The sequence below is a fragment of the Bergeyella anatis genome (genome assembly GCF_036016955.1).
Classification (GTDB): Bacteria; Bacteroidota; Bacteroidia; order Flavobacteriales; family Weeksellaceae; genus JAYWXI01.
On record NZ_JAYWXI010000019.1, the window covers coordinates 1 to 20792 of the forward strand.

Annotated in this window: 22 protein-coding genes and 1 tRNA gene; 5 read left to right on the forward strand and 18 right to left on the reverse strand. The window is 42.9% G+C overall.

The window, feature by feature from the left end:
- Positions 1 to 72 precede the first annotated feature (72 nt).
- The 8 genes from VQ048_RS10680 to VQ048_RS10715 form a co-directional block, all read right to left on the reverse strand.
- Positions 73 to 1047: a hypothetical protein gene (locus VQ048_RS10680; RefSeq protein WP_327611678.1), complete on the reverse strand. Its 975-nt coding sequence runs from the start codon at positions 1045 to 1047 to the stop codon at positions 73 to 75.
- A gap of 212 nt (positions 1048 to 1259) precedes the next feature.
- Positions 1260 to 1775 carry a thermonuclease family protein gene (locus tag VQ048_RS10685; protein ID WP_327611679.1) on the reverse strand — a complete coding sequence of 172 codons (516 nt, stop codon included), beginning with the start codon at positions 1773 to 1775 and terminating at the stop codon, positions 1260 to 1262.
- A 12-nt stretch (positions 1776 to 1787) separates the two neighbouring features.
- A complete protein-coding gene (locus VQ048_RS10690; protein WP_327611680.1) occupies positions 1788 to 2858 on the reverse strand; it encodes a hypothetical protein in 1071 nt (356 codons plus the stop codon).
- A 12-nt stretch (positions 2859 to 2870) separates the two neighbouring features.
- On the reverse strand, positions 2871 to 4115 hold the full coding sequence (locus VQ048_RS10695) for a coiled-coil domain-containing protein (protein WP_327611681.1): 1245 nt from the start codon (positions 4113 to 4115) through the stop codon (positions 2871 to 2873).
- Between the two features lie 334 nt (positions 4116 to 4449).
- Positions 4450 to 4965, reverse strand: coding sequence for a hypothetical protein (locus tag VQ048_RS10700; protein WP_327611682.1), 516 nt, complete (start codon positions 4963 to 4965; stop codon positions 4450 to 4452).
- Positions 4966 to 5374: 409 nt separating this feature from the next.
- Positions 5375 to 5448: transfer RNA gene (locus tag VQ048_RS10705), tRNA-Asn, on the reverse strand.
- A gap of 71 nt (positions 5449 to 5519) precedes the next feature.
- On the reverse strand, positions 5520 to 7004 hold the full coding sequence (gene rseP, locus VQ048_RS10710) for an RIP metalloprotease RseP (protein WP_327611683.1): 1485 nt from the start codon (positions 7002 to 7004) through the stop codon (positions 5520 to 5522).
- 113 nt (positions 7005 to 7117) lie between these two features.
- Positions 7118 to 7558 carry a DUF6646 family protein gene (locus tag VQ048_RS10715; protein ID WP_327611684.1) on the reverse strand — a complete coding sequence of 147 codons (441 nt, stop codon included), beginning with the start codon at positions 7556 to 7558 and terminating at the stop codon, positions 7118 to 7120.
- Positions 7559 to 7683: 125 nt separating this feature from the next.
- On the opposite strand from VQ048_RS10715, the gene VQ048_RS10720 reads away from it, so the two are divergent.
- A complete protein-coding gene (locus tag VQ048_RS10720; RefSeq protein ID WP_327611685.1) occupies positions 7684 to 8445 on the forward strand; it encodes a nitrilase-related carbon-nitrogen hydrolase in 762 nt (253 codons plus the stop codon).
- Between the two features lie 63 nt (positions 8446 to 8508).
- Here VQ048_RS10720 and trxA read toward each other — a convergent pair whose 3' ends face one another.
- The 8 genes from trxA to VQ048_RS10760 all read right to left on the reverse strand — a co-directional run bounded on the left by trxA (position 8509) and on the right by VQ048_RS10760 (position 13638).
- Positions 8509 to 8808, reverse strand: a complete 300-nt coding sequence (gene trxA / locus VQ048_RS10725; RefSeq protein WP_327611686.1) for a thioredoxin — start codon at positions 8806 to 8808, stop codon at positions 8509 to 8511.
- Positions 8809 to 8817: 9 nt separating this feature from the next.
- The gene (locus VQ048_RS10730; RefSeq protein WP_327611687.1) at positions 8818 to 9132 is read right to left on the reverse strand and encodes a rhodanese-like domain-containing protein; all 315 of its coding nucleotides are present in this window, start codon (positions 9130 to 9132) and stop codon (positions 8818 to 8820) included.
- The gene (locus VQ048_RS10735) at positions 9120 to 9338 is read right to left on the reverse strand and encodes a DUF6132 family protein (RefSeq protein ID WP_327611688.1); all 219 of its coding nucleotides are present in this window, start codon (positions 9336 to 9338) and stop codon (positions 9120 to 9122) included. The genes VQ048_RS10730 and VQ048_RS10735 overlap by 13 nt, the downstream gene beginning before the upstream one ends.
- 29 nt (positions 9339 to 9367) lie before the next feature.
- Entirely contained in the window at positions 9368 to 10012 is a 645-nt protein-coding gene (locus VQ048_RS10740) for a rhodanese-like domain-containing protein (RefSeq protein ID WP_327611689.1), read from the reverse strand.
- A 2-nt stretch (positions 10013 to 10014) separates the two neighbouring features.
- Complete coding sequence (locus tag VQ048_RS10745; RefSeq protein ID WP_327611690.1) at positions 10015 to 11430, reverse strand: MBL fold metallo-hydrolase; 1416 nt, start codon at positions 11428 to 11430, stop codon at positions 10015 to 10017.
- Positions 11431 to 11578: 148 nt separating this feature from the next.
- Entirely contained in the window at positions 11579 to 12379 is an 801-nt protein-coding gene (locus VQ048_RS10750; RefSeq protein ID WP_327611691.1) for a sulfite exporter TauE/SafE family protein, read from the reverse strand.
- 51 nt (positions 12380 to 12430) lie between these two features.
- Positions 12431 to 13039, reverse strand: a complete 609-nt coding sequence (locus VQ048_RS10755) for a Crp/Fnr family transcriptional regulator (RefSeq protein WP_327611692.1) — start codon at positions 13037 to 13039, stop codon at positions 12431 to 12433.
- An 8-nt stretch (positions 13040 to 13047) separates the two neighbouring features.
- Positions 13048 to 13638, reverse strand: a complete 591-nt coding sequence (locus VQ048_RS10760) for a hypothetical protein (protein WP_327611693.1) — start codon at positions 13636 to 13638, stop codon at positions 13048 to 13050.
- 194 nt (positions 13639 to 13832) lie between these two features.
- Here VQ048_RS10760 and VQ048_RS10765 point away from each other — a divergent pair, with 194 nt between their 5' ends.
- From VQ048_RS10765 to VQ048_RS10780, 4 genes are all read left to right on the forward strand, one after another.
- Positions 13833 to 15365, forward strand: coding sequence for a helicase HerA-like domain-containing protein (locus tag VQ048_RS10765; protein WP_327611694.1), 1533 nt, complete (start codon positions 13833 to 13835; stop codon positions 15363 to 15365).
- A gap of 6 nt (positions 15366 to 15371) precedes the next feature.
- Positions 15372 to 16604 carry a 3'-5' exonuclease gene (locus VQ048_RS10770; protein WP_327611695.1) on the forward strand — a complete coding sequence of 411 codons (1233 nt, stop codon included), beginning with the start codon at positions 15372 to 15374 and terminating at the stop codon, positions 16602 to 16604.
- 8 nt (positions 16605 to 16612) lie between these two features.
- Positions 16613 to 17869, forward strand: coding sequence for a diaminopimelate decarboxylase (lysA, locus tag VQ048_RS10775; RefSeq protein ID WP_327611699.1), 1257 nt, complete (start codon positions 16613 to 16615; stop codon positions 17867 to 17869).
- A 73-nt stretch (positions 17870 to 17942) separates the two neighbouring features.
- Positions 17943 to 18437 (forward strand): energy transducer TonB, encoded by a 495-nt coding sequence (locus VQ048_RS10780; RefSeq protein ID WP_327611696.1) that lies wholly within the window; start codon positions 17943 to 17945, stop codon positions 18435 to 18437.
- Between the two features lie 176 nt (positions 18438 to 18613).
- On the opposite strand, the gene VQ048_RS10785 is transcribed toward VQ048_RS10780, so the two are convergent.
- Both VQ048_RS10785 and VQ048_RS10790 read right to left on the reverse strand, forming a co-directional pair.
- Positions 18614 to 19336, reverse strand: coding sequence for a DNA-binding domain-containing protein (locus tag VQ048_RS10785; protein ID WP_327611697.1), 723 nt, complete (start codon positions 19334 to 19336; stop codon positions 18614 to 18616).
- 327 nt (positions 19337 to 19663) lie between these two features.
- Positions 19664 to 20792: fibrobacter succinogenes major paralogous domain-containing protein (locus VQ048_RS10790; protein ID WP_327611698.1), on the reverse strand; the 1129-nt coding region annotated here is incomplete at its 5' end.

Genomic DNA, 20792 nt, shown 5'->3' on the forward strand with positions numbered 1-20792 from the left:
TTTTCGGAACTTTTCTTTTTAGGTGTTTCCATAATTAAATGTAATTCTTTTTTTGAAAACACTCCTTAACTATTATACTATATATTGTCTACTTTTTGCTGACGATTTACAATAATCTTTACTCCAATCAATATTTTCTTTTAAATATTTGTCATAATATTCCAATTCTTCATTTTCAAGAAACTTTAATACTCTATTAATTTCATCTTTCGTATTAAGAAATTTTGTTTCCTCTAAAACTAATTTTTCAAACTCGCCCGAATATATTTTATTATATTTTTCAAAATCTTCGAGCTGTTTCTGATGAAAAGTTGTGTCAATATTATTATCTATAGAAATAGTTTTATTCAAATTTGATACTTCCTTGTTATTTTTATTTTCTTTCAAAGTACTTTGATTACTTTCAAATTGAATAGACTGATTATTCTTTTTTAACTTTTTTATTATGAACACGATTATCCCTACTATTAAAAATGTTATAAAAATTAATGTTAAATTATTTGAAGAATTATTAGTATGCTCATCAGAAATGCTTACCTCAATTGGCGACTGGGTTTCAACATCCGATTCTGATGCATTTAGCGCATCGTTATCCACACCTGGCATATAGTATTTATATTTAGGAGTATACTCACCATTGTTCAATTTATCATAAGCATCTGTTCTTTTAGCCCAACCTCCTGAAAGATTTACTTTTTTGTGCTGTTCGTCTATTATTTCAGAAAGAGCGTCTCTCCCCCCCCCATTTGGATTTGCAAATGAAGTTAATGTTTCACTTCTTAATCTATTTACATATTCTCTTGTTCTGCTTACAGGTTCGTTTTCAATTTTTACAGAAGGTAAATTTGGAATAAAAGGCACAGTATTGGAGTACCCTTTCATAAACATTTCAGATTCTTCTGTTAATATATCAGCCGTTGGTAAATATGTCAGGTTCGGTAAGTCAATTGGTGTCTCCAAACCAGCTTTTGCATATATATCCTTATCTACTTCTTGACAAAAGTAGAAGTTTGAAGAAAATATTAAAAACAGTATTGTTTTTTTCATAATACATTCGTGTTAATATTGTTTTGGTATGTTTTTATACTTTCTGTGCGTACAGGAGAAACATATCATATAGGATGTAATATAACAAGTAAAATTACATTTGGTTTCTGATAGTTTATTATTCTTGGACTAATCATTACTTGCATAATTTTCATGCAAGTCTAAAATATTGCGTCTATAAAGTTTTTTATATTATTGATTAATAAATAAAATTATTTCCACAATCCCTTTTTACCTTCTTTTGCTTTTTGTTGAGCGGTATAAAAAAGCTTTTGATATTTTACATTAGGTGGGTAAGTAGAAATAACAGCATAACCATTCTCAACAAGATAATGATTAATGAATACTCCCTGTTTTGTATAAGCATATACTAATAATCTTCCATATTTGTCTCTTTTCTTAATGTCCAGCTCGATAGAAACTTGTTTATTTAATATATAATTTTTTAAAAAAAGTTTAGCTTCAATCCCAAAATATTGCTTTTGCTTTCTACCTGAGCTTCGAGATTCAGGAGCATCTATGCCAATAAGTCTTACTTTTTCATTTATGCCATTACCTCTTATCCAAAATGTATCTCCATCTACAACTTTATCCACAGTGTATAAAAGCCTATTATTTTGTAAATAAAGTTTAGTTTCATTCGTTGTTTTATGACTTGTTTGTTTGTTTTTATTACTGAGAGAATAAGATAATAGAGTAAATAAAGTGAGAGCTATTTTTAGTACCATAGTTTAATGCATTTATTTATCTATAAATTTCTGAACTAACTCTTTTACCTGACTTGGAGAGTTTTCACTACTAATAAAAAAGGATTCTTTTTTATTTATATTTCTCACATTCATTGACTTAAACCACTCTCTCCAATAGCTTTCTAAAATTTCTTTATGCCAACCGATACCTTCATCCCTTTCTGTAACCTCTAACACTAATATATCCGAATTACTTAAATCAATATTATTTGAAGGGATTGAAAGATTTGCTCGTTTTAAGTAATCTTCTATCCAGCCATCATCTACGGCATTTTTCATAGTCCTATGTATTTTTGTATAATTAGTTTCATTCGTTTCTAAATAACCATCTGTGAGAATGACGATTTTATTAATAACTTCTCTTTCAATAGTACTTCTTTTAATTCTATCATTTATATTTCTCTTAAAATATAATACATAGTCTGCTCCTGATATATTATCTATAGCATAGGCGTAAAGTTTTTTAATATTCGTCTTAAAAGCCCCTTCTTTTGATAAAATAAATTTTCTGTTCTGCTCATTATTCTTGTCGTTAATATCAATAACTAAGCTGTCTGCCATTTTAGAAAAAATACCTCCAGCTTGGTTCTTATCAGTAACTTCTATAGCTATTTTACCAACAGCTTTATTTTTTCTCATTTTATCAAAAAACACCTCATATATCTTTGATATTATTTCTATGTCTCGTTCTGGAGTATTCGGAATTACCGTTAATCTATTAGAAAAATCAGGAACTATAATAATATTTATTTCCCGTTGTTCATCGGTTCCGATTTCTCTAAATTTTTGATGCCAATTACTAATTTCAGTATCTGATAGTTCAAAATTGGCAAGTTTAGCTTTTGTAGCTTTTATGACTTGCTCTTTTCCTTTCTTACTAGTTACTTCATGTATCTTGTTATTCCAAACTCGAAAAACGCCTTCTTTGGTTCTTTCTTTATTAATTTCATTAATAATAAGTTTGCTTTTAGAGGTATTTATAGTAAAAATTAATACAAGCGGAATACATACAGCTATAATTAGTAGTATATATTTTTTATACTTTAAAATTGATTTTTTCATCACTTAACTTAACTATTTTTTTTCAATATTTATCCAAAAACTTTCCTCTGTAGTCGTTTTCCACCCGTTAGTTTCTTTTATCTTCCACCAACGCTCTACACAATCCCTAACTTTAGCAGTAATATCTTTACTTTGAGGTTCGTACATTAGAGTAGTGTATGCTAAATAACCTCCTATATAATCTGCTATTAATTCTTTTAGCAAATCTAAATTGATGGGCATTTTTCCATCTCTATAATCATTTATGCTTATATTTTTTTTATCAATAGAAAGAGTATTATTCTTAATTTCGGCTTCTAAATCCGATAATTTGTTTAAATTATTATTCATATCCTCTTTCGAATTGCTTACCTTTTCCTTGAGTTTGTTGATCTCATTTTCAACTTGTTCAATAGATTTGCTAATAACATAATCTGGTGTCAGTTTTTCTTTTTCTTTTAAATAGGAGTTAAGCATCCAACCAAATGCGTAATAAAGAGCAAAATTAAATACGATAACAATGTAGAAATTAATATCATAAAACACCATTGTAGTTTTCCATTCTTCATCATGAATACCATTCATATAAAGTTGATTATAAATTGTTTCTGTCAGTTTATACCCTACAAAAATATCTATCAGTACTATTATAAGTAAAGCCCCCAATGCTGGTGCTATTTTATTAATACTATTGTAATATCCATAGATAAATCCGCAAATTATGGGTGCTAAAGCTACAAATATTGCAAAAACCAAATTACCTGTACCTAAATCAAAAAGATCTGAATAGACATTACCCCTAATAAAATTATCTCCATCATCTAACCCTAATAAAGCAGAGCCAAATGTGGCAGTATAAGATAATAATGTTCCGACGCCTGCTATTATGGCAAAAGCTAGATAAATATTGAGTTTTGTACTATCTCCCTTTCTTATATCTCCCTTTTCAATTTCTAATATTTTATTTTCCTTAATAAGAATCTCCTTTTCGTCTGCCTCTATTTTCTGGAGTAAAAACTGATTGTCTGTATTTAATTTTTCAGTATGAGCTTTCTGTTCTAAAGTTTTCTTTTCTAGGTCAGATATTTCTATCTCAAGATTTTTTATTTTTTCCTTTATAGCTTCCTTGTCTAAATTCTGTTTTTTCAAAAAATCCCCATAAACAGAATCTAAACCAAAGTTTAAATTTTCTGGGTTTGAATTCGTTTTATTTGCAAATTCTTTACCCCATTGTTCATAAGTAATTCGCAGTTCCTTTAAATTATCCTTATTTTCCATATATTAAGTTTATATCGTTTTTAATCAATAAAAAAAGCGAGGAACTTTTCCACGCTTTAGTAATACAGGCTCGGCAAAGCCCCAGTACATAAAACAGGAAAGCCCTCGCCATATAAGGCAAGGAGCCCAACTGTTTGCATTCTGTACTGTAATGAATTTTGCCGATTCGTATTACAAAAGCAAAAGTTTAAACTCTTTTTTTTCGTTGATGTCTTTTACAAAAATATAAAATTTTTATTTTATCAACTCATTATTTTTTGACTTTCCTGTTAAACTTGTAAGCAAAAATAAGGGATTCCCAAATTACTTTTTCAGGTTTGCAATATTGCAAACCCTAATTTATCTCCCAAATCACTAATTTTCTTTCTATTGGGATATATTTAGGTTTGTTTTTAGTCCCTAATACGCAATATGTGGAAGCTATTCTAAAAGAAATTTTATTGTAAAATGCTGTTTTTATTCTTGATAAGTGCATATATATTTGTCTAGTTTCTATATCAACTACTGTATTTATGCTTTTTTCCATTTCCTCAATGGAGTTTTTATACGAAATCTGCTTATAAATCTCTAAAAGTTCATTTCTGTATTGATGTAATTTCTGTAAACTTATAGGCTCGTTATTTTTTAGGAATAATAAATAAATAGCTTTTGTAAGGTGGCTCATTTCAATTTCAATATTATTATAATGAGTAAGGATAATTTTAAAATCTGAAGTAATTTTAATAGGACTTGGCTTTGTTGCCAGAGTATTCAAGCCTTTCTTCAATATTTTATCAATAAGAGGAACAAGTAAAAAAGATTGCCCAGATGCAATAATCTTTTCTACTTTTTCAGAAATATCATTTATCATTTTTTCAATTTCTGTATCAATTCCAATGGATTGATATCTGTTTGGACAAATTTTATTTTTATATACTGAACTAATTATTTTTTTTTCATTTTTACAGCTAAAAAAATCATTTTAAAATAAAAGAAAGGATAAGAAAATGTATGTAAATGCCTTATTATTATATTTCATAGAGAATTAGTATAATAGTATATCTAATGAATCACAATAATATACTTTTCTGCTTAATATGGACTAAAAATTTAAGCTTAGCGTACTAAAGGATAACTCACAATGGGTAAACAGGTAGGGAGTCATTGTGTTTTTTTTGTCTCCCCCTCCCTTTCTCTATAAAAAAGGCTTTTTTGTGCAAATTTTGTGCAAATGAAAAAAGGTTACAGGATTAAAATCCTGCAACCTTCTGGTAATTAAGCTCCTCCTGCTGGGCTCGAACCAGCGACCCTCTGATTAACAGTCAGATGCTCTAACCGACTGAGCTAAGGAGGAATGGTTTATTGTTTTTCGTGGTGCAAATATAGAACCTTTTTATTTTACTCGCAAGTTTTTTTTCAAAAAAATTACAAATTCCCTGTAATCGCCTTTAGGATATCGTTTCCGAAGATCAGAGCCATCAAGCCCAACAAGAACACCACCCCAATGGTTTGGGCATTTTCGAGGACTTTCTGCGGCACCGGCTTCCCCGTCACCACCTCCCAAAGAGTGAACATCACATGACCGCCATCCAACCCCGGAATGGGCAACAAATTAAGAAAAGCCAACCACACAGAAAACATCGCCGTGAACCCCCAAAAATAAGTCCAATCAATCGAAATCCCGCCATCTTTATCCTTTTTCACATTCATTTGGTTAACGACAATCCCAATCGGGCCAGAAACTTTTTTATACCCTTGAACTTTACGATTAAACACCAATTTAAACTGCTTAATCTGATACGTCAGCACCTCAATGGATTTCGTAAAACCCCGTCCAACCGCCTGAGGAAAAGTAAAAGTACGTTCCGTAAGGTATCTGGAAACCTGCTTATAACTTGACATCCCTATTCGACCTTCTTTGTCTACGCTAAGACTTAAGGGGACAAATTGCCCGTTACGCTCCACCTGAATTGCTACGGTTTTCCCCGCATAAGGTTTCAACTGAGGCGAAATCTCATCGTAATAGGTAACCGGACGATCTGCAATTTTGGTAATTCTATCTCCCACCTTCAATCCACTCTCCATCGTTTTAGGAGAAACAATCGTATCGACAATAGGTGCAATTCTCGGCGTTAAAAAACTCTTCGGTGTACTTTCCTTAAAAACAAGCGCTTTCCCCTCGTCATTGGTGCGGAACGTTACTTCCTGCCCCCCACGCAAAACCGTCACCTCATCGCTAAGCAAAACATCCAAGGACAGTTTGTCCAAATCCTTTTGCTCTTTGCCATCCACACGTAAAATCTTATCCCCGTCATTAAACCCCATCGCTTTGGCTGCCTCACCATAATGCATTGGCAAATCCGCCTTTTTCGCATCAAAAATCATTTCTCCGTTAAAGAAAGCCAGGCAAGAATAAATCAACCAAGCCAAAACAAAATTCACCGTTACCCCTCCAAGCATGATAATCAGCCTTTGCCAAGCAGGTTTGGAACGAAATTCCCAAGGTTGAGCCGGTTTTTTAAGTTGTTCGGTGTCCATACTTTCGTCCACCATACCGGCAATTTTGACATACCCGCCCATCGGAAGCCAACCGATCCCCCATTTGGTATTCTCGGGATACCTCCGCCAATCGTCTTCAGGAAGGCTGTCCCTATCAATCGGCACTTCTTTTTTCTCCCCGTTCACTTCAACCATACGGGTATCAGGCTGGTTTTTTGAAAAAAATTTGTACTGCCAGCGTCCGTTCACTTTTTTCATCGCAAACAAAGAAAACCAAGGGTCAAAGAAAAGAAAAAACTTCTCTGCCCGAGTCTTGAACCATTTGGCCGGAAGAAAGTGCCCCAATTCGTGAAGAAAAACTAAAATCGAAATACAGAGAATAAACTGAAATATCTTAAGTGCTAATTCCATCAATAGAAATCTAAAAAATTAAAAGTTGTGCAAAGGTAGTAATTATCAAAAGTATGCCAAAACAAAAGGCTCCCGATAAAGGAGCCTTTTTCTCGTTTTCGATTTTGAGGAAATTAGAAATTGAACGAAACCCCTAAACCTCCGTTGTTTCCGAATTCGCCATACACCCCAACCTTATCGTTGAAGAAGTAACGAACCCCTATATGTGCACCGATACCAAAATCGCTACCCAAAAGCCCCAGGTTAATCCCCGGATAAATATCCCATTGGGAAGGAAGATTAAGCGGTTCCTGAAGGTGGAACCCTACACGGCCAAAGAAAAACAAATTATTAGCACTGTTATTCTCCTTATACCCAGAGAAAAACACGTTGGCTCCCGCTCCTAAGGAAACGATATTACCCAAACCATAGTCGTAAGTCCCCGTAACTCCCGTTCCGTAGCCCCAGCCATTGAAACCAACTTGTACTTTTTGATCGCCTTTTCCGGTCCAAGCTTGAGCCGAAACTACACTTCCGATAAAAAGCATTGAAAATGCCAAAATCAATTTTTTCATAACTTTAAAATTTTATTATTCTTTTTCACTTCTTGCAAAAGTATCAAAAATATAAATAAGCCTCCCAATACCTGTTAATTTTAAAACAAAAAACACGAATATTGCAACACTAAAAAGACAAACGCATGAACACCCTGACACTAAAAGGCCTCAGCCTGGACATCCATTGGAAAGCCCCCGATGCAAATTACCGAGCCATAGAAAAAGCTTTCGCAGAAAGTCATGCCGACCTTTACGTCCTTCCGGAAATGTTTACCACGGGATTTTGCATGGATCCCGAAGCCATTGCCGACCGACACGGCCGTACCCTTGCATGGATGAAACAATTTGCACAAGCAAAAAAAGCCGCTCTGTGCGGAAGTTTGTCCGTCGAAGAAAACGGACGTTTCTACAATCGAATGTATTTTGTAGAGCCTTGCGGAAAAAGCACTTTCTACGACAAGAGGCATCTGTTTTCGTATTCGGGAGAACATGAAATCTACACCCCTGGAAACCAAAGAATCATCGTTAATTACCTTGGGATAAGGATTCTTTTGCAAATCTGTTACGACCTTCGTTTCCCTGTTTTTTCGAGAAACAACGACGATTATGACCTGGCCCTCTACGTAGCCAACTGGCCCGAAAAAAGAGTCGATGCCTGGGAACACCTGCTTAAAGCCAGAGCCATTGAAAACCAATGCTACGTCTTCGGACTAAACCGTACCGGACAAGACGGAAACAACCTCTTCTACAAAGAAAGCTCTCACGCTTTTTTTGCCGACGGCTCCGAAATAACCGAAAAAGAAAATCTCCATATCACCGCTAAAATCGATTTGGAACAACTGGCTGCATTCCGTCGGAAATTTCAATTTTTAAACGATCGCGACTCGTTCGCCTTACTTACGTAAGCCCCATAAAAAAGGCTTCGTTATTAAACCGAAGCCCTATAAACTAAAAATTACGTTTAATAATCAAATCCACTGGTGAAGCAAGTCCGTAAGCGTCTGAACATCATGCACCCCGCTCTGCTTATAAAGCAGTTCGCCTCGCTTAAACAAAGCCAGCGTCGGCACGCCCCGCACCCCGTACTCCGCCGCAATGGCAGGATACTGATCCACATCGATCTTGACTATCCTGGCCTTATCCCCCACGTTTTCTTTCACGCTGTTGAGCACCGAAGACTGCACCTTACAAGGACCGCACCAAGTAGCGAAAAAATCAATCAAAACCGGACGCTCCGAATTTATCAATTCTTGAAATTTCTGTGACATTTTAACAATTTATTTTTCAGTGATTTTCCTTTGAAGTTCCACCCAATCGCCGCCGTCATAAGCTTCAAAACCATGCCGCTTCAACAACTTTTGTGCCGACTCGCTTCGCACTCCGCTGGAGCAGCAAACAATTACCGGTCTTTTGATATCCAGTTCGCCGAGTTTTTTCAAAAGATGCTCAAGAGGAATGTTTTTAGAGTTAAAAAGATGACCGCTGTGGTATTCCGCCTTAGTACGCACATCCACCACCTGAGCTCCCCGCAACCAAAGGGACCTAAAGTCCGTCCCCAATCCGCCAAACAGGATTCTAACTAACTCAAACATTGGTTTTCTTTTTTTTCGTTTTTATCAAGAAAAGAAAGCAAAAGATACCCCATCAACACCCCGTAAAGCGTAGAATTAAAAGGACGGGAAGTAATGGCACAACTGCCCGAATCGCATCCAATAAAATGATAATAAGCATAACCTAAAATCCCGCCCAATAAGCCCCCAATAAAACCGAATTTATTTCTTTCAAAAAAAGTAGCCATCTATTAAAATACCGTTAATCTTAAAAAACTTACTTCGTCTTACATACCGTAAAAAGATTTTGCCTGCCGAGCCCCCGCACTTCGTGCAGCCGACCAACGGGAATATCGTAAACGTCCCCCTTTTCGAGCACCACATAGTCCCCGTCAAGGCCAAAAGCCACCTTCCCCTTCAAAACCACCAATACCGCAGGCGTCTCCGTCTTATGCTTTTCCAAAACACCTCCCTTCCCCAAAGCCACCGCAAAATACGCCATCCGCTCATCGGAACGTATCGGTTTAATCAAAGGCCGTTCTTTCGGATAATCCGTCGCCAGCAAATTCATTTTCAACCGTTGCGCCTGATAAACCTTCCGCCAAGTCTTGGCATCGTAAATATGGGTCAGCCCTTGGGCTTTCAACGCGGCAAAAGCCTGCCCCGATTGATTTCCCGTATTGCAAAATAACACCACCGCCTTCTGAGCCCTGAAAAAATCCAAATGCGACTCCAGTTCCGACAAAGGAATGTTAACCGCCTTCTCCACAGGACTTTCAGCAAACTGCTCCGGTTTTCTCACATCCACCAAAGCCACCCCCTCTTCCGTCAATTTCGCCCTGAGCGAAGTCGGAACCTGCACCATCTGCGCAGAGCAAGTTCCCACCCAAAAAATCCATAACGCAAAAAACCAAACTTTCATTTCTATTTCGGCAATTTACTTGGACAAACGAAATCCGATACCGGAACCGACGCTGCCTTTTTAATTCCATTAAAACCACCCTCAACCTCCGTAAAATGCCTTATTCCACGAGAATGAAGAATACTCGCCGCAATCATACTGCGGTAACCGCCCGCACAGTGCAAAAAGAAAGGCTCGGACGCTTCTTTTTCCGCCTCAATCCAATCGGAAATATAATCCAAAGGACGGCTAAACGCTCCCTCAACGTGTTCGGCTTCGTACTCCGAAGGCTTCCGTACATCCACCACTTTGGCTTCCGCCGTATAACGACGGGCAAATTCTTCAGGCGAGATACGTTCGATTTCGTCGGTCTCCTTACCCGCCGATTGCCAAGCCGGAAAACCACCATCCAAATACCCCACCACCTGATCAAACCCCACACGGGAAAGTCTGGTAATCACCTCCTCTTCCGTTCCGGGATCGGCCACGATAAGAAGCGGCTGCATCACATCCACCACCATCGCCCCAACCCAAGGCGCAAAATCTCCTTTCAGACCAATATTAATCGAGTTCGGAACAAACCCTTTGTGAAAAACCGCCGCCGAACGCGTATCCAAAATCACCGCCCCCGTTTCTTCCGCCGCCGCTTCGAACTCCTCCACCGGAATTGGACGCATACCCGCATTGAAAACCTCTTCAAAACTACGGTAGCCTTTCTTATTCATCGCCACATTCATTCCGAAATATTTCGGAGGAGCCCCCAGCCCGTCCAGAACCGCCTCGACAAAAGAAGCTTTATCGGGTTGGTTAAGAGCATAATTCGTCTTTTTTTGATTCCCCAAGGTATCCACAGTTTCCTTCTGCATATTCTTCCCGCAAGCCGATCCCGCCCCATGGGCAGGGTAAACCACAATATCGTCGCCCAAAGGCATAATCTTCGTCTGAAGACTCTCATACAAAAGCCCCGCTAGCTCTTCCTGCGTTCTGTTGGCCGCCTTTTGCGCCAAATCAGGACGCCCCACATCACCTAAAAACAATGTGTCCCCCGAAAAAATAGCCGTTTCCTTTCCGTGTTCGTCAATCAGGAGAAACGTAGAGCTTTCCATCGTGTGCCCCGGCGTATGCAAGACTTTGATCTTAATCCGACCCACCTCAAACACTTGCCCGTCCTCCGCCACAATCGCATCGAACTCCGGCTGAGCCGTAGGACCGTACACTATCGGAGCCCCCGTACTACGGCTAAGATCCAAATGCCCAGAAACAAAATCCGCATGAAAGTGAGTTTCAAAAATATATTTCAAACGCACTCCGTCTTTTTCCAACCGATTGAGATAAGGTTGTATCTCTCTCAAAGGATCCACTATCGCCGCTTCGCCCTCCGATACAATATAATAAGCGCCCTGCGCCAAACAACCGGTGTAAATCTGTTCTATTTTCATTTTTGTTCTTTTTTTCTGTCTTTCTGTTTTTTTAGTTGTTGCAAAACTGCAATTATATTTTAAAAATTAATGTAACGTTTCTTACATTCCCCATAGATAAAACCTATAACCATCATTCCTTTTTTTCCTCCTGCGAAATCCCTGCCAACTAACGGACATGACGCAAAAATAATTCACTGAAAATAATCCACACCCCCAAAATCAAGATAAACCAACCGAAAACAGGCTTCAGCTTGCGCCCTTCCACTTTCTTCGACAGCCCAACTCCCAACAGGATACCCACCACCGACAAAGCACTAAATGAAAGCAAAAAAAACCAATCCACCGTGACTTTATCCAAAGAAGAACCAAACCCAATCAGAGAATTGATGGCAATAATAAACAACGAGGTTGCCACCGCATTCTTCATCCCCACGCCCAGCAACATGACCAACGCCGGCACAATCAGAAAACCGCCACCGGCCCCAATCAGCCCCGTAAGAATGCCCACTAAAATCCCCTGAGAAGCCAAAATCGTATAATTAGGCCGATCCCATTTGGAGACCCTAGGCCTTTGGTCTTTCCCTATCATCTTCACCGCCGAAATGAGCATCAGCACCGCAAAAAGAACCAAAATAAACATCTCCTTGGTCAGGGTAATGCCCCAGCGGTTAATAATGTATTCCGGTAAATGGGGCAGCACCAACCGACGGGAAAACAAAATCCCCAACACCGAGGGACCCCCGAACATCAACGCCGTTTTAAAGTCCACCAACCCTTGCCTGAGAAATTTAACCGACCCCACCGTACTGGTTACCCCAACCACGAAAAGAGACAACGAAGTCGCCGTCATGGCATCCATACCGAACAGGTACACAAAAACCGGCACACTGAGTACACTACCGCCACCTCCCAAAAATCCCAACACAAAACCGATGACAATGGCAAAAATATAACCTAATACCTCCATTCTTTTTTTTACGAAAATAGCCTTTTTATCCGCCCGCTCAAGACACTTTGGTTACACAAGCTCTATTTTTCCCCGTCCGAGTTTAAGTTTCCCTTCCTCCTCAAACGTTTTCAATACTCTGGAAACCACCACCCGAGCCGTTCCCAATTCTCCAGCCAATTGTTCATGCGTAACCTGCAACACCTTTCCGCCGCCAAGAGCCGATTTCTTCTCCAAAAGAGACCAAAGCCGCTCGTCCACCTTGCGGAACGTTACCTCGTTAACCATATCCAAAAGCTCTTCGAAGCGCTTTTGGTAAAGCCTGAAAACATAATCCAAAAGTTCCGGACTTTCTTTCATTCGAGCCAAAATACGATCCACCGGAACAAAAAGAACCTCGGCCTCTTCTTCCACCTCGGCCCTGACCTTACTGGCCTGCCCCGACATCCCGCCCAAAAGGGACATGACGCAACTCTCTCCCGCCTTGATATAGTACAATAAAATCTCCCGCCCGTCCTCTTCCGTCCGCAACACCCGAATCGCTCCTTTCGCCACAATAGGCACCGAACGAATCGCCGCATTTTCATCAAGAATCATCTCGCCTCCGCGGTAATGCTTCACAACGCTCAGCGCTCTCAGGTCTTCCAAAAGACAGGCGGACAATATCGGCTGTGCTTCCATGCTTTTTCTTAAAAAATGGCTGTTATTTCGACGGTAGATGAACCTACTTCCACTTGATCCCCAACCTTACACCCCCGCCATTTTGCATAGATGGGCGCATCGTCCGAAACCGCCAAAACCGACCTTCCCTCGAATTCGAAAACAGGCAAAGAAACCCCGACAAATAACCAATGCTTATCCGTTTGCACCAAAGCCCCATGCGCCACCTCCTCATGCGCCTGTTCGGGCTCCAAAGCCAACTGACGCTGCACATTCTGCGCCTCGGACAAAAGTTTTTCGAACCTCAGCTGCATTTCTTTGGCTTCCGCCTGTCGGGAATAATCCTCCGGATCCAATGTTGAATCTTCATCAATGTCCGACGCCACCCGATAACGCTCCACCGATTCCTTTAAATTGTCGATTATTTTGCCCTGCTCTTCCATTATTCTTTCGAGAATACGCTGCCTGATCATAACATTAAAATTTTGAACGCTAACAAATTTAATAAAAATAAAACGAAAAAAAACTTGGGTGATTTCCTTGCGCCCACCACTCCCGCCGCACCAACCCCCAAAAGACAACTCCCTGAAAAACAAACCAAAAGCTCGCTTTATAGACATTTCGAACGTTCTCAAAACAGAAGCCTCCCCAGCAGACTACTGATTAAAATCAGGATTTCACGTTTTATCCGATACGCGCTTTGAAAAAGAAGTTAAACCCCATTTGTTTTGCCCAAAGGCAGCCCCACCGAAAAACAGTTTGGATTATCCGGCAAAATAATTTACCTTTAACTTCCGTAATTTAATAAGACCCTATGGCAAACCAACAGAAATTCATACAGGAGCTCTCCTCCAGATATACCCCGAAAGGCGAACATCTCATTTTAGGCAAAGGCCTCTTGGACGGAAACGTCGTTACCGAAGTCGACGTTACCATCCCCTTGAAAACCATCAACCGCCACGGCCTGATTGCCGGAGCCACCGGAACCGGAAAAACCAAAACGGTGCAAGCTTTTGTAGAACAGCTTTCCCATGCCGGCATTCCTTCTTTGGTATTGGACATCAAGGGCGATTTTTCGGGCATTGCCAAGGCCGGAGAAAAAAACAGCATCATCGAAGAGCGTTACCAAAAAACGGGACTCCAGTGGCAAGCCCAAGGCTTCCCCGTGGAACTAATGACCATCTCCGGCGAGCAAGGCGTAAAACTAAGAGCTACCGTTACCGAATTCGGGCCCGTTCTTCTTTCTAAGATACTGACGCTCAACGAAACCCAGAGCAGCATCATGGCCATCGTCTTTAAATACTGCGACGACAAAAGCCTGCCCCTTATTGATCTGGACGACCTTAAAAAAGTACTCCAATACTTAACCACAGATCCGCAAGGCAAAAGCGAACTTGCCGAAAACTACGGCACCATATCGCCCGCTTCATTAGGAGCCATCCTGCGGTCCATCGTCGCTTTGGAACAGCAAGGCGCCACACAATTCTTTGGCGAACCCAGCTTCGACGTTCAGGACCTGCTGCAGCAAAAAGACGGTAAAGGCGTTGTCAACATCCTGCGCGTGGGTAACATCCAAAACAAACCCCAACTGTTTTCCACCTTCATGCTTTCGCTTTTCGCCGAAATCTACATGACCTTCCCCGAAGAAGGCGACTCGGGAAAACCCAAACTCGTGCTTTTCATCGACGAAGCCCACCTGATTTTCAAAGAAGCCTCCAAAGCCCTGCAGGATCAAATTGAAACCATGGTAAAACTCATCCGTTCCAAAGGCGTGGGGCTTTACTTCATCACCCAGATTCCCGGCGATGTTCCCGAAAACGTCCTTTCCCAGTTGGGGATGAAAATCCAACACGCTCTGAGAGGCTTTACCGCCAAAGACCGTAAAGAAATTTCTAAAGCCGTAGAAAACTATCCTCTTACCGAGTTTTACGATGCCGCACAGCTCATTCAAAACCTCGGGATTGGCGAAGCCTTTGTTACCGCTTTGGACGAAAAAGGCATCCCTACCCCCTTGGTTCACACCTATCTCATCTCGCCCGAGTCCCGCATGGACGTCTTAACAGAGACCGAAGTCGTTGAACTGACCAACCGTTCGGCCTTGGTCGCCAAGTACGAACAACCCGTTAATAAAGAGTCGGCTTACGAAATGCTAACCCACCGAATGACTCAGGCCACCGGCGCTCCGGCGCCCAAGCCCGCTACCCCTGCCACCCCCACAAAAGAAGAACCCAGCCTTTTGGAAAGCATGATGAAAAGCCGTGCGGGCAAAACCTTTACCAACACACTGGCAAGAGAGGGGGCCAAATTTGTACTGGGCATGTTAGGGTTAGGAACCAAAAGAAGATAAAAACGCGTGTATTCCGTAATAGACATAGAAAGTAACGGAGCGGGATTTCGGCAGGAAAGCATCATAGACATTGCTGTTTTCCGGTTTGACGGGCATGAGGTAACCGACCAGTTCATCTCCCTCGTCAACCCCGAAGCCGACATCACTCCTTTTGTGCAAAAACTCACCGGCATTACACCAAAAATGGTGAAAACCGCACCAAAATTTCACGAAATCGCCAAACGCCTCGTCGAAATCACGGAGGGAACCACTTTGGTCGGCCACAACATCGAATTCGATTACCGCCTGCTGCGCCAATCGTTCAAACGTCTCGGCTACGATTTTAAAATCGACACGCTGGACACCATTCCTTTGGCCAAAAAACTCATCCCCGAAGCCGAAAGCTACTCGTTAGGAAAGCTGGTAAAGTCGCTCGGCATCCCCTTAATAAAACCGCATCGCGCCGATGCCGACGCAAGAGCCACCGTCGATTTGTTCAAGCTCCTGTTGGCCAAAGACACCGATAACGAAATCATCCGCCAACAGCACGACGATACCAATGCCAAAACCTACGTCAACAAAATAAAAGCCCTTACGCAGGATTTGCCCAGCGAAAGAGGCCTGCTTTATTTTCAAGATGCCCAGGGACAGATTTTGTATTCCGACTACGTGGACGATTTCAACAAATTCGCCAAAAAAGTTTTCAATGCCAAATCCAAACGTTGGGCCGAGATCCAACAGCACACCGAACAGCTGCATTACGAACCCGCCGCCCACCGACTACTGGCCCGACTCCTAATGAAAACCAAAGGCCTCGATAAACGGGAAACCCTCCCCTTCGGCCTTTACCATCGCAGCGGCAAATACCTCGTGGAAAAAAACACCCTCCACAAAGACGACAAACCCCTGTTGAAATTTCGGTCTTTCACCCAAGGTCTAAAGGTGCTTCAGTACCTTAATCAAACGCCGGAACTCCAAAACCCCGAAGCACTCCGCCAGAAAATAAGTCTAAAAAAACGAAACGAAATTTGGACCATCAGCGGGCGCACCTTGGGCGAAAAAGTCTTTTTGGTGATCGAAAACGGAAAAGCCAACGCCTACGGATTTTACGAATTTTACCCCCAAATCGAAAGTCCGGAAAAAATAAATAAACTGAAAATAAAACTTCCCGCTTCGACCGCGGACTTGCAAAACGAAATGCAACTCACCTTGTTAAAAGGAGAACTTCGCATCTCGCCCCTCCCCCCCTCCGCCCGATAAAGCTGAAAATATTTTTTACCTTTGCAAACGCTCGCCTTGCACGAGCGCAAAAAACAGCACTAACAATGACAGATAAAGATCTATTGGGCATTGCTCAAGAATTCGGTACCCCCGTGTACGTTTACCATGCCGAAAGCATCAAGGCACAATACGAAAAACTAACGGCTTCCTTCGGTGAAAAGACCAAGTTTTTCTATGCCGCCAAAGCCCTAACCAACCTCAATATCCTGAAATACATTCAGCAATTGGGCGCCAATTTGGATTGCGTGTCCATCCACGAAGTCCGTTTAGGACTAAAGGCCGGCTTTCCTTCCGAACGCATCCTCTTCACCCCGAACTGCGTGGATTTGGCTGAAATAGAAGAAGCCATGGCGCACCGCGTCCATATCAATATCGACAACATTTCCATTCTGGAACAATTCGGCACCAAATACGGGGATCGCTACCCGATTTTCGTAAGGATTAACCCGCATATTTTTGCCGGAGGAAACTATAAAATTTCCACCGGGCACATCGACTCCAAGTTCGGGATCTCCATCCACCAACTCCGCCATATCGAGCGAGTGATGAAATCCACCAACCTGAATATCGAAGGGCTCCATATGCATACCGGGAGCGAGATTAAAGACACCGACGTTTTCCTTCAAGGTTTGGAAATCATGCTCGATCTTGCCCAACACTTCCCCAACCTGAAATACATCGACATGGGCAGCGGCTTTAAAGTGCCCTACCAAGAAGGCGAAGTGGAAACCGACGTTAAAACGCTCGGAAAAAAAGTAAGTGCCGCCGTGGATCAATTCAAAAAAGAAACCGGACGGGATTTTGAACTATGGTTTGAACCCGGAAAATTCTTGGTCAGCCAGTCCGGCCATTTCTTGGTGAAAGCCAACGTCATCAAACAAACCACCGCCACGGTTTTCGTAGGTGTCAACTCGGGTTTCAATCACCTGATCCGCCCGATGTTCTACGACGCTTATCACGTGATCGAAAACCTCTCCAACCCCCACGGCCCCGAACGCATCTACACCGTGGTCGGCCACATCTGCGAAACCGACACGTTCGCTTGGGACCGGAAAATCAATGAGGTGAAAGAAGGCGACCTCTTGGTCTTCCGCAACGCCGGAGCCTACGGCTTTGAAATGAGTTCCAACTTCAACTCCCGACTCAAGCCCGCCGAGGTTTTGTTTATGGACGGCAAAGCCCATTTGATCAGAAAAAGAGACGACTTCGAGGATTTGCTACGCAACCAAATCGAAGTGCTTTAGCCCGCTTTTCCCTTCCGAAAGCACCGCTGACGGAAAGAAGAACGCTCCCCCCTAACCTTAAATTCGCCGCATTATGAAGAAGCTATTAATGGTCTTTGGATTTTTAGTTTTCGGAACCACCCAAGCGCAATTCGTTTTGGACGACTTGGACGACGATCAGTTTTTGCAGGAAAACGGAAGAACCCTCTTCGCTGCCAGCCTGAAGCATCCGATGGAGCACGTCCGCATTAAACATTGCCAAGCGGAACATACCCGCTACGCAAGACCCTCCGAAGGCCCGGAGGCCTTCCGCAAAGAGCTGTTTCGCACCATGCAAGCCTACATCGACAAAGAGACCTATGCCCTCAACGGGACGTTCAGTTTCATCTTTCGGATTAGCACACAAGGTCGCATTACTGACGTGCGCCTCCATCCCAAAGTGGCCAATAGCGAACTCTTGGAGCGCGACCTGAAGCTGATGATCCGCCGCCTGAAATCCTCTTGGATCCCTGCCTCATGCAAAGGAGTCCCCCTCGAATCGGAGGTTCGGCTGAAAGTAAACTTCCAAACCGAATTTTTCGACTCATAACCCCCTCGATGCCGCATCCAAATGACGCGGCATCGGCGTACGCCCGAACCACACCCCGGCGCAGCCTAAGGCCACGCCGCGTTGCAGGGTAAAGCAACGCACAGGCGTAAAAAAGAACGCTTCGGTCGGCAAATTGCCAACCGAAGCGTTGCTTTCTATAACCCAGCCGAAAACCTCTACGATACAATTACTATAGGGGTAGATAAAGTTTCGGTTCTGGGGTCTTTGAGCAGAACGTTCCCCTTAGTGAACTGCGTGGTAATGCTCAGCTCATAGTTTCCTAACTCCAAATCTGCAGGAACGAGAATCAGCAGGCGCGAAGGTTCGTTCAGGGCGATTTTCTCCGGGGCCAGTTTCACCTCGGTTTGGGTGTCGATATTCTTAAGCACCACCCCGTTTTGGGGATTACCGCCGTCGATTTTGATGAAGGTTCCTCGGATTTCTGCATTGCGCCCACGGGTGAGCGTGCCGTCCGATTTCCCCGTCGTGGTATCGGTAATGCTGAATACGCTCATCGGGCCGGACTGCTCGCCGAGGATTTCCACCTTGGTGTCGGCCGCAGCTTTCCGCAATTCGGTGCCTTGATTGACGTTCACGTAAACCGTATGTTTCTCCTTGTCCCACGTTTTGCCGTAAAACACCCCGCGGATGGCAGGGCGCATATACACCAAGCCTGTATTGACACTATACCCGTTGAGCACCAGCTCGGAGGCTTTTCGGTTGAAGCGGGTAAGGATGTCCACGGCCGTTTCGGTGCGGATTTCCATGCCTTCTTTTCTCAGGGCTTCCACAATCTCGGGGATGCCGAGGCTTCCCGCCGAAAGAGGTACGGCGACAAAATCGCTCGGGTCGTCTTTGGTAAGGAGGTTGGGACGCAACCATGCTTTTAGAGTATTCATAACCTATCGTATTTTAAGGGTTAAACATTTTTTATATGAAGGATTTTTATTCCTAACGTTTTCCAATCCTGAAGCCCGACTCTGAAGGCAAAGCCAACACTTCGGGTTTTGAGGCAGGAAAACGATTTTAGAACTTTTTTTAACGGGGCTTTGTCTGCCAACGCTCTTGGGAAGGGCATTGGCAGGGGGGGGCGCTCCGTTTGGTTTTTGGGGTGGCCTTTTTGGGGAGGCCCCCAGGGTCTCCCCCTGCAACCCCCTGGGGTTGCGGGCAGCCCCTCCCCAAGCCCTTAGGCGGCGGGCCGGCGGCAAACCGCCGAGAACGCACGGTTAATCCTTGAGGCACCTCACGGCAAGCCCGGTGCTCTGGCGCCAACTGTCGTACACGTTGCTAATGCCGCTGTTGAATTCCAAGAACCAAGCGAGGATACCATTGGGCGAACTAGACCAGTAGAACCCGTTGCTACCTAGGTTGCCGAACGACGACGAGCCGACGCGGTAACCGGCAGCAGGCAGACGCAAAACACGCTCATTCCATAAAGCTGAACTATTCGTACCCGTATTATACGAAGTAGGAGAGCCCACAATGGCAGTTTGCAATTCTAACAATTCTTCGTTACTTGGCGTATGGTAACCTGCAGGACACGGGTCGGTAGATTTGGAATAAGTAGCCTGCCAACCGCTATTCCATTGTGAAGGATTTACAGGCGTAACTCCACCAGATGAACTCCATGTTAACAACTCATGCCCGTCAGAGTCCCTCGCATACTGGAATAATGAACCATACGCACGCCAGTCCCTCTTAATCTGGTCTGCCGTTGGGTTAGAAAGAGGTACGGCTGTTGATGTATTATTTGGATCCAACGAACCCGCCTGATAGGCAGGATTAAAGTAGGGAGATCCTACCCTAGCATACTCCGCTCCTAAATTATTATTGAGCCAAGTCCTACCATCGGGTCCTGTAACGGGGACATAGATAAACTGATGCTCTAATCTTCCGTTAGTCTGCACCCCAAACTTCTTATCCGGAATCCCGCCCATGGCTTTTACCCCAAACGGCGTACCGGAGACATTCCCATTAAAGGTGATGGTGTAAGCCGATACCCCCGAAATCAGATTGTACTGCTGACCGTCAGGACCATAAGTTTTCGCTTTGAAAGGGCTGCCCGACACGTTTCGCAACTTCGCCGTAATCGTTCCACTTGCCCCCGCCAAAGTCCCCGAAGGATAGTACAATTTGAAGTCCTGGGTGCCTCCCGCATCGTTCTGGAGCGGCAAAATCTGCTCGTAAGCCGAATAGCTGCCGTTGGTCGGGTTGGCATCGGTGTAAGGGATTACCACATCAAACTCGTAACCGTCCGGAATACCCGTGGCCGGCGAATGGTACTTTTGATTGTTGTAGTCTAAAGCCACAATCAACTGGTCTTTTACCGGCCCCAAAGTCGCCGTGGCGGCACTG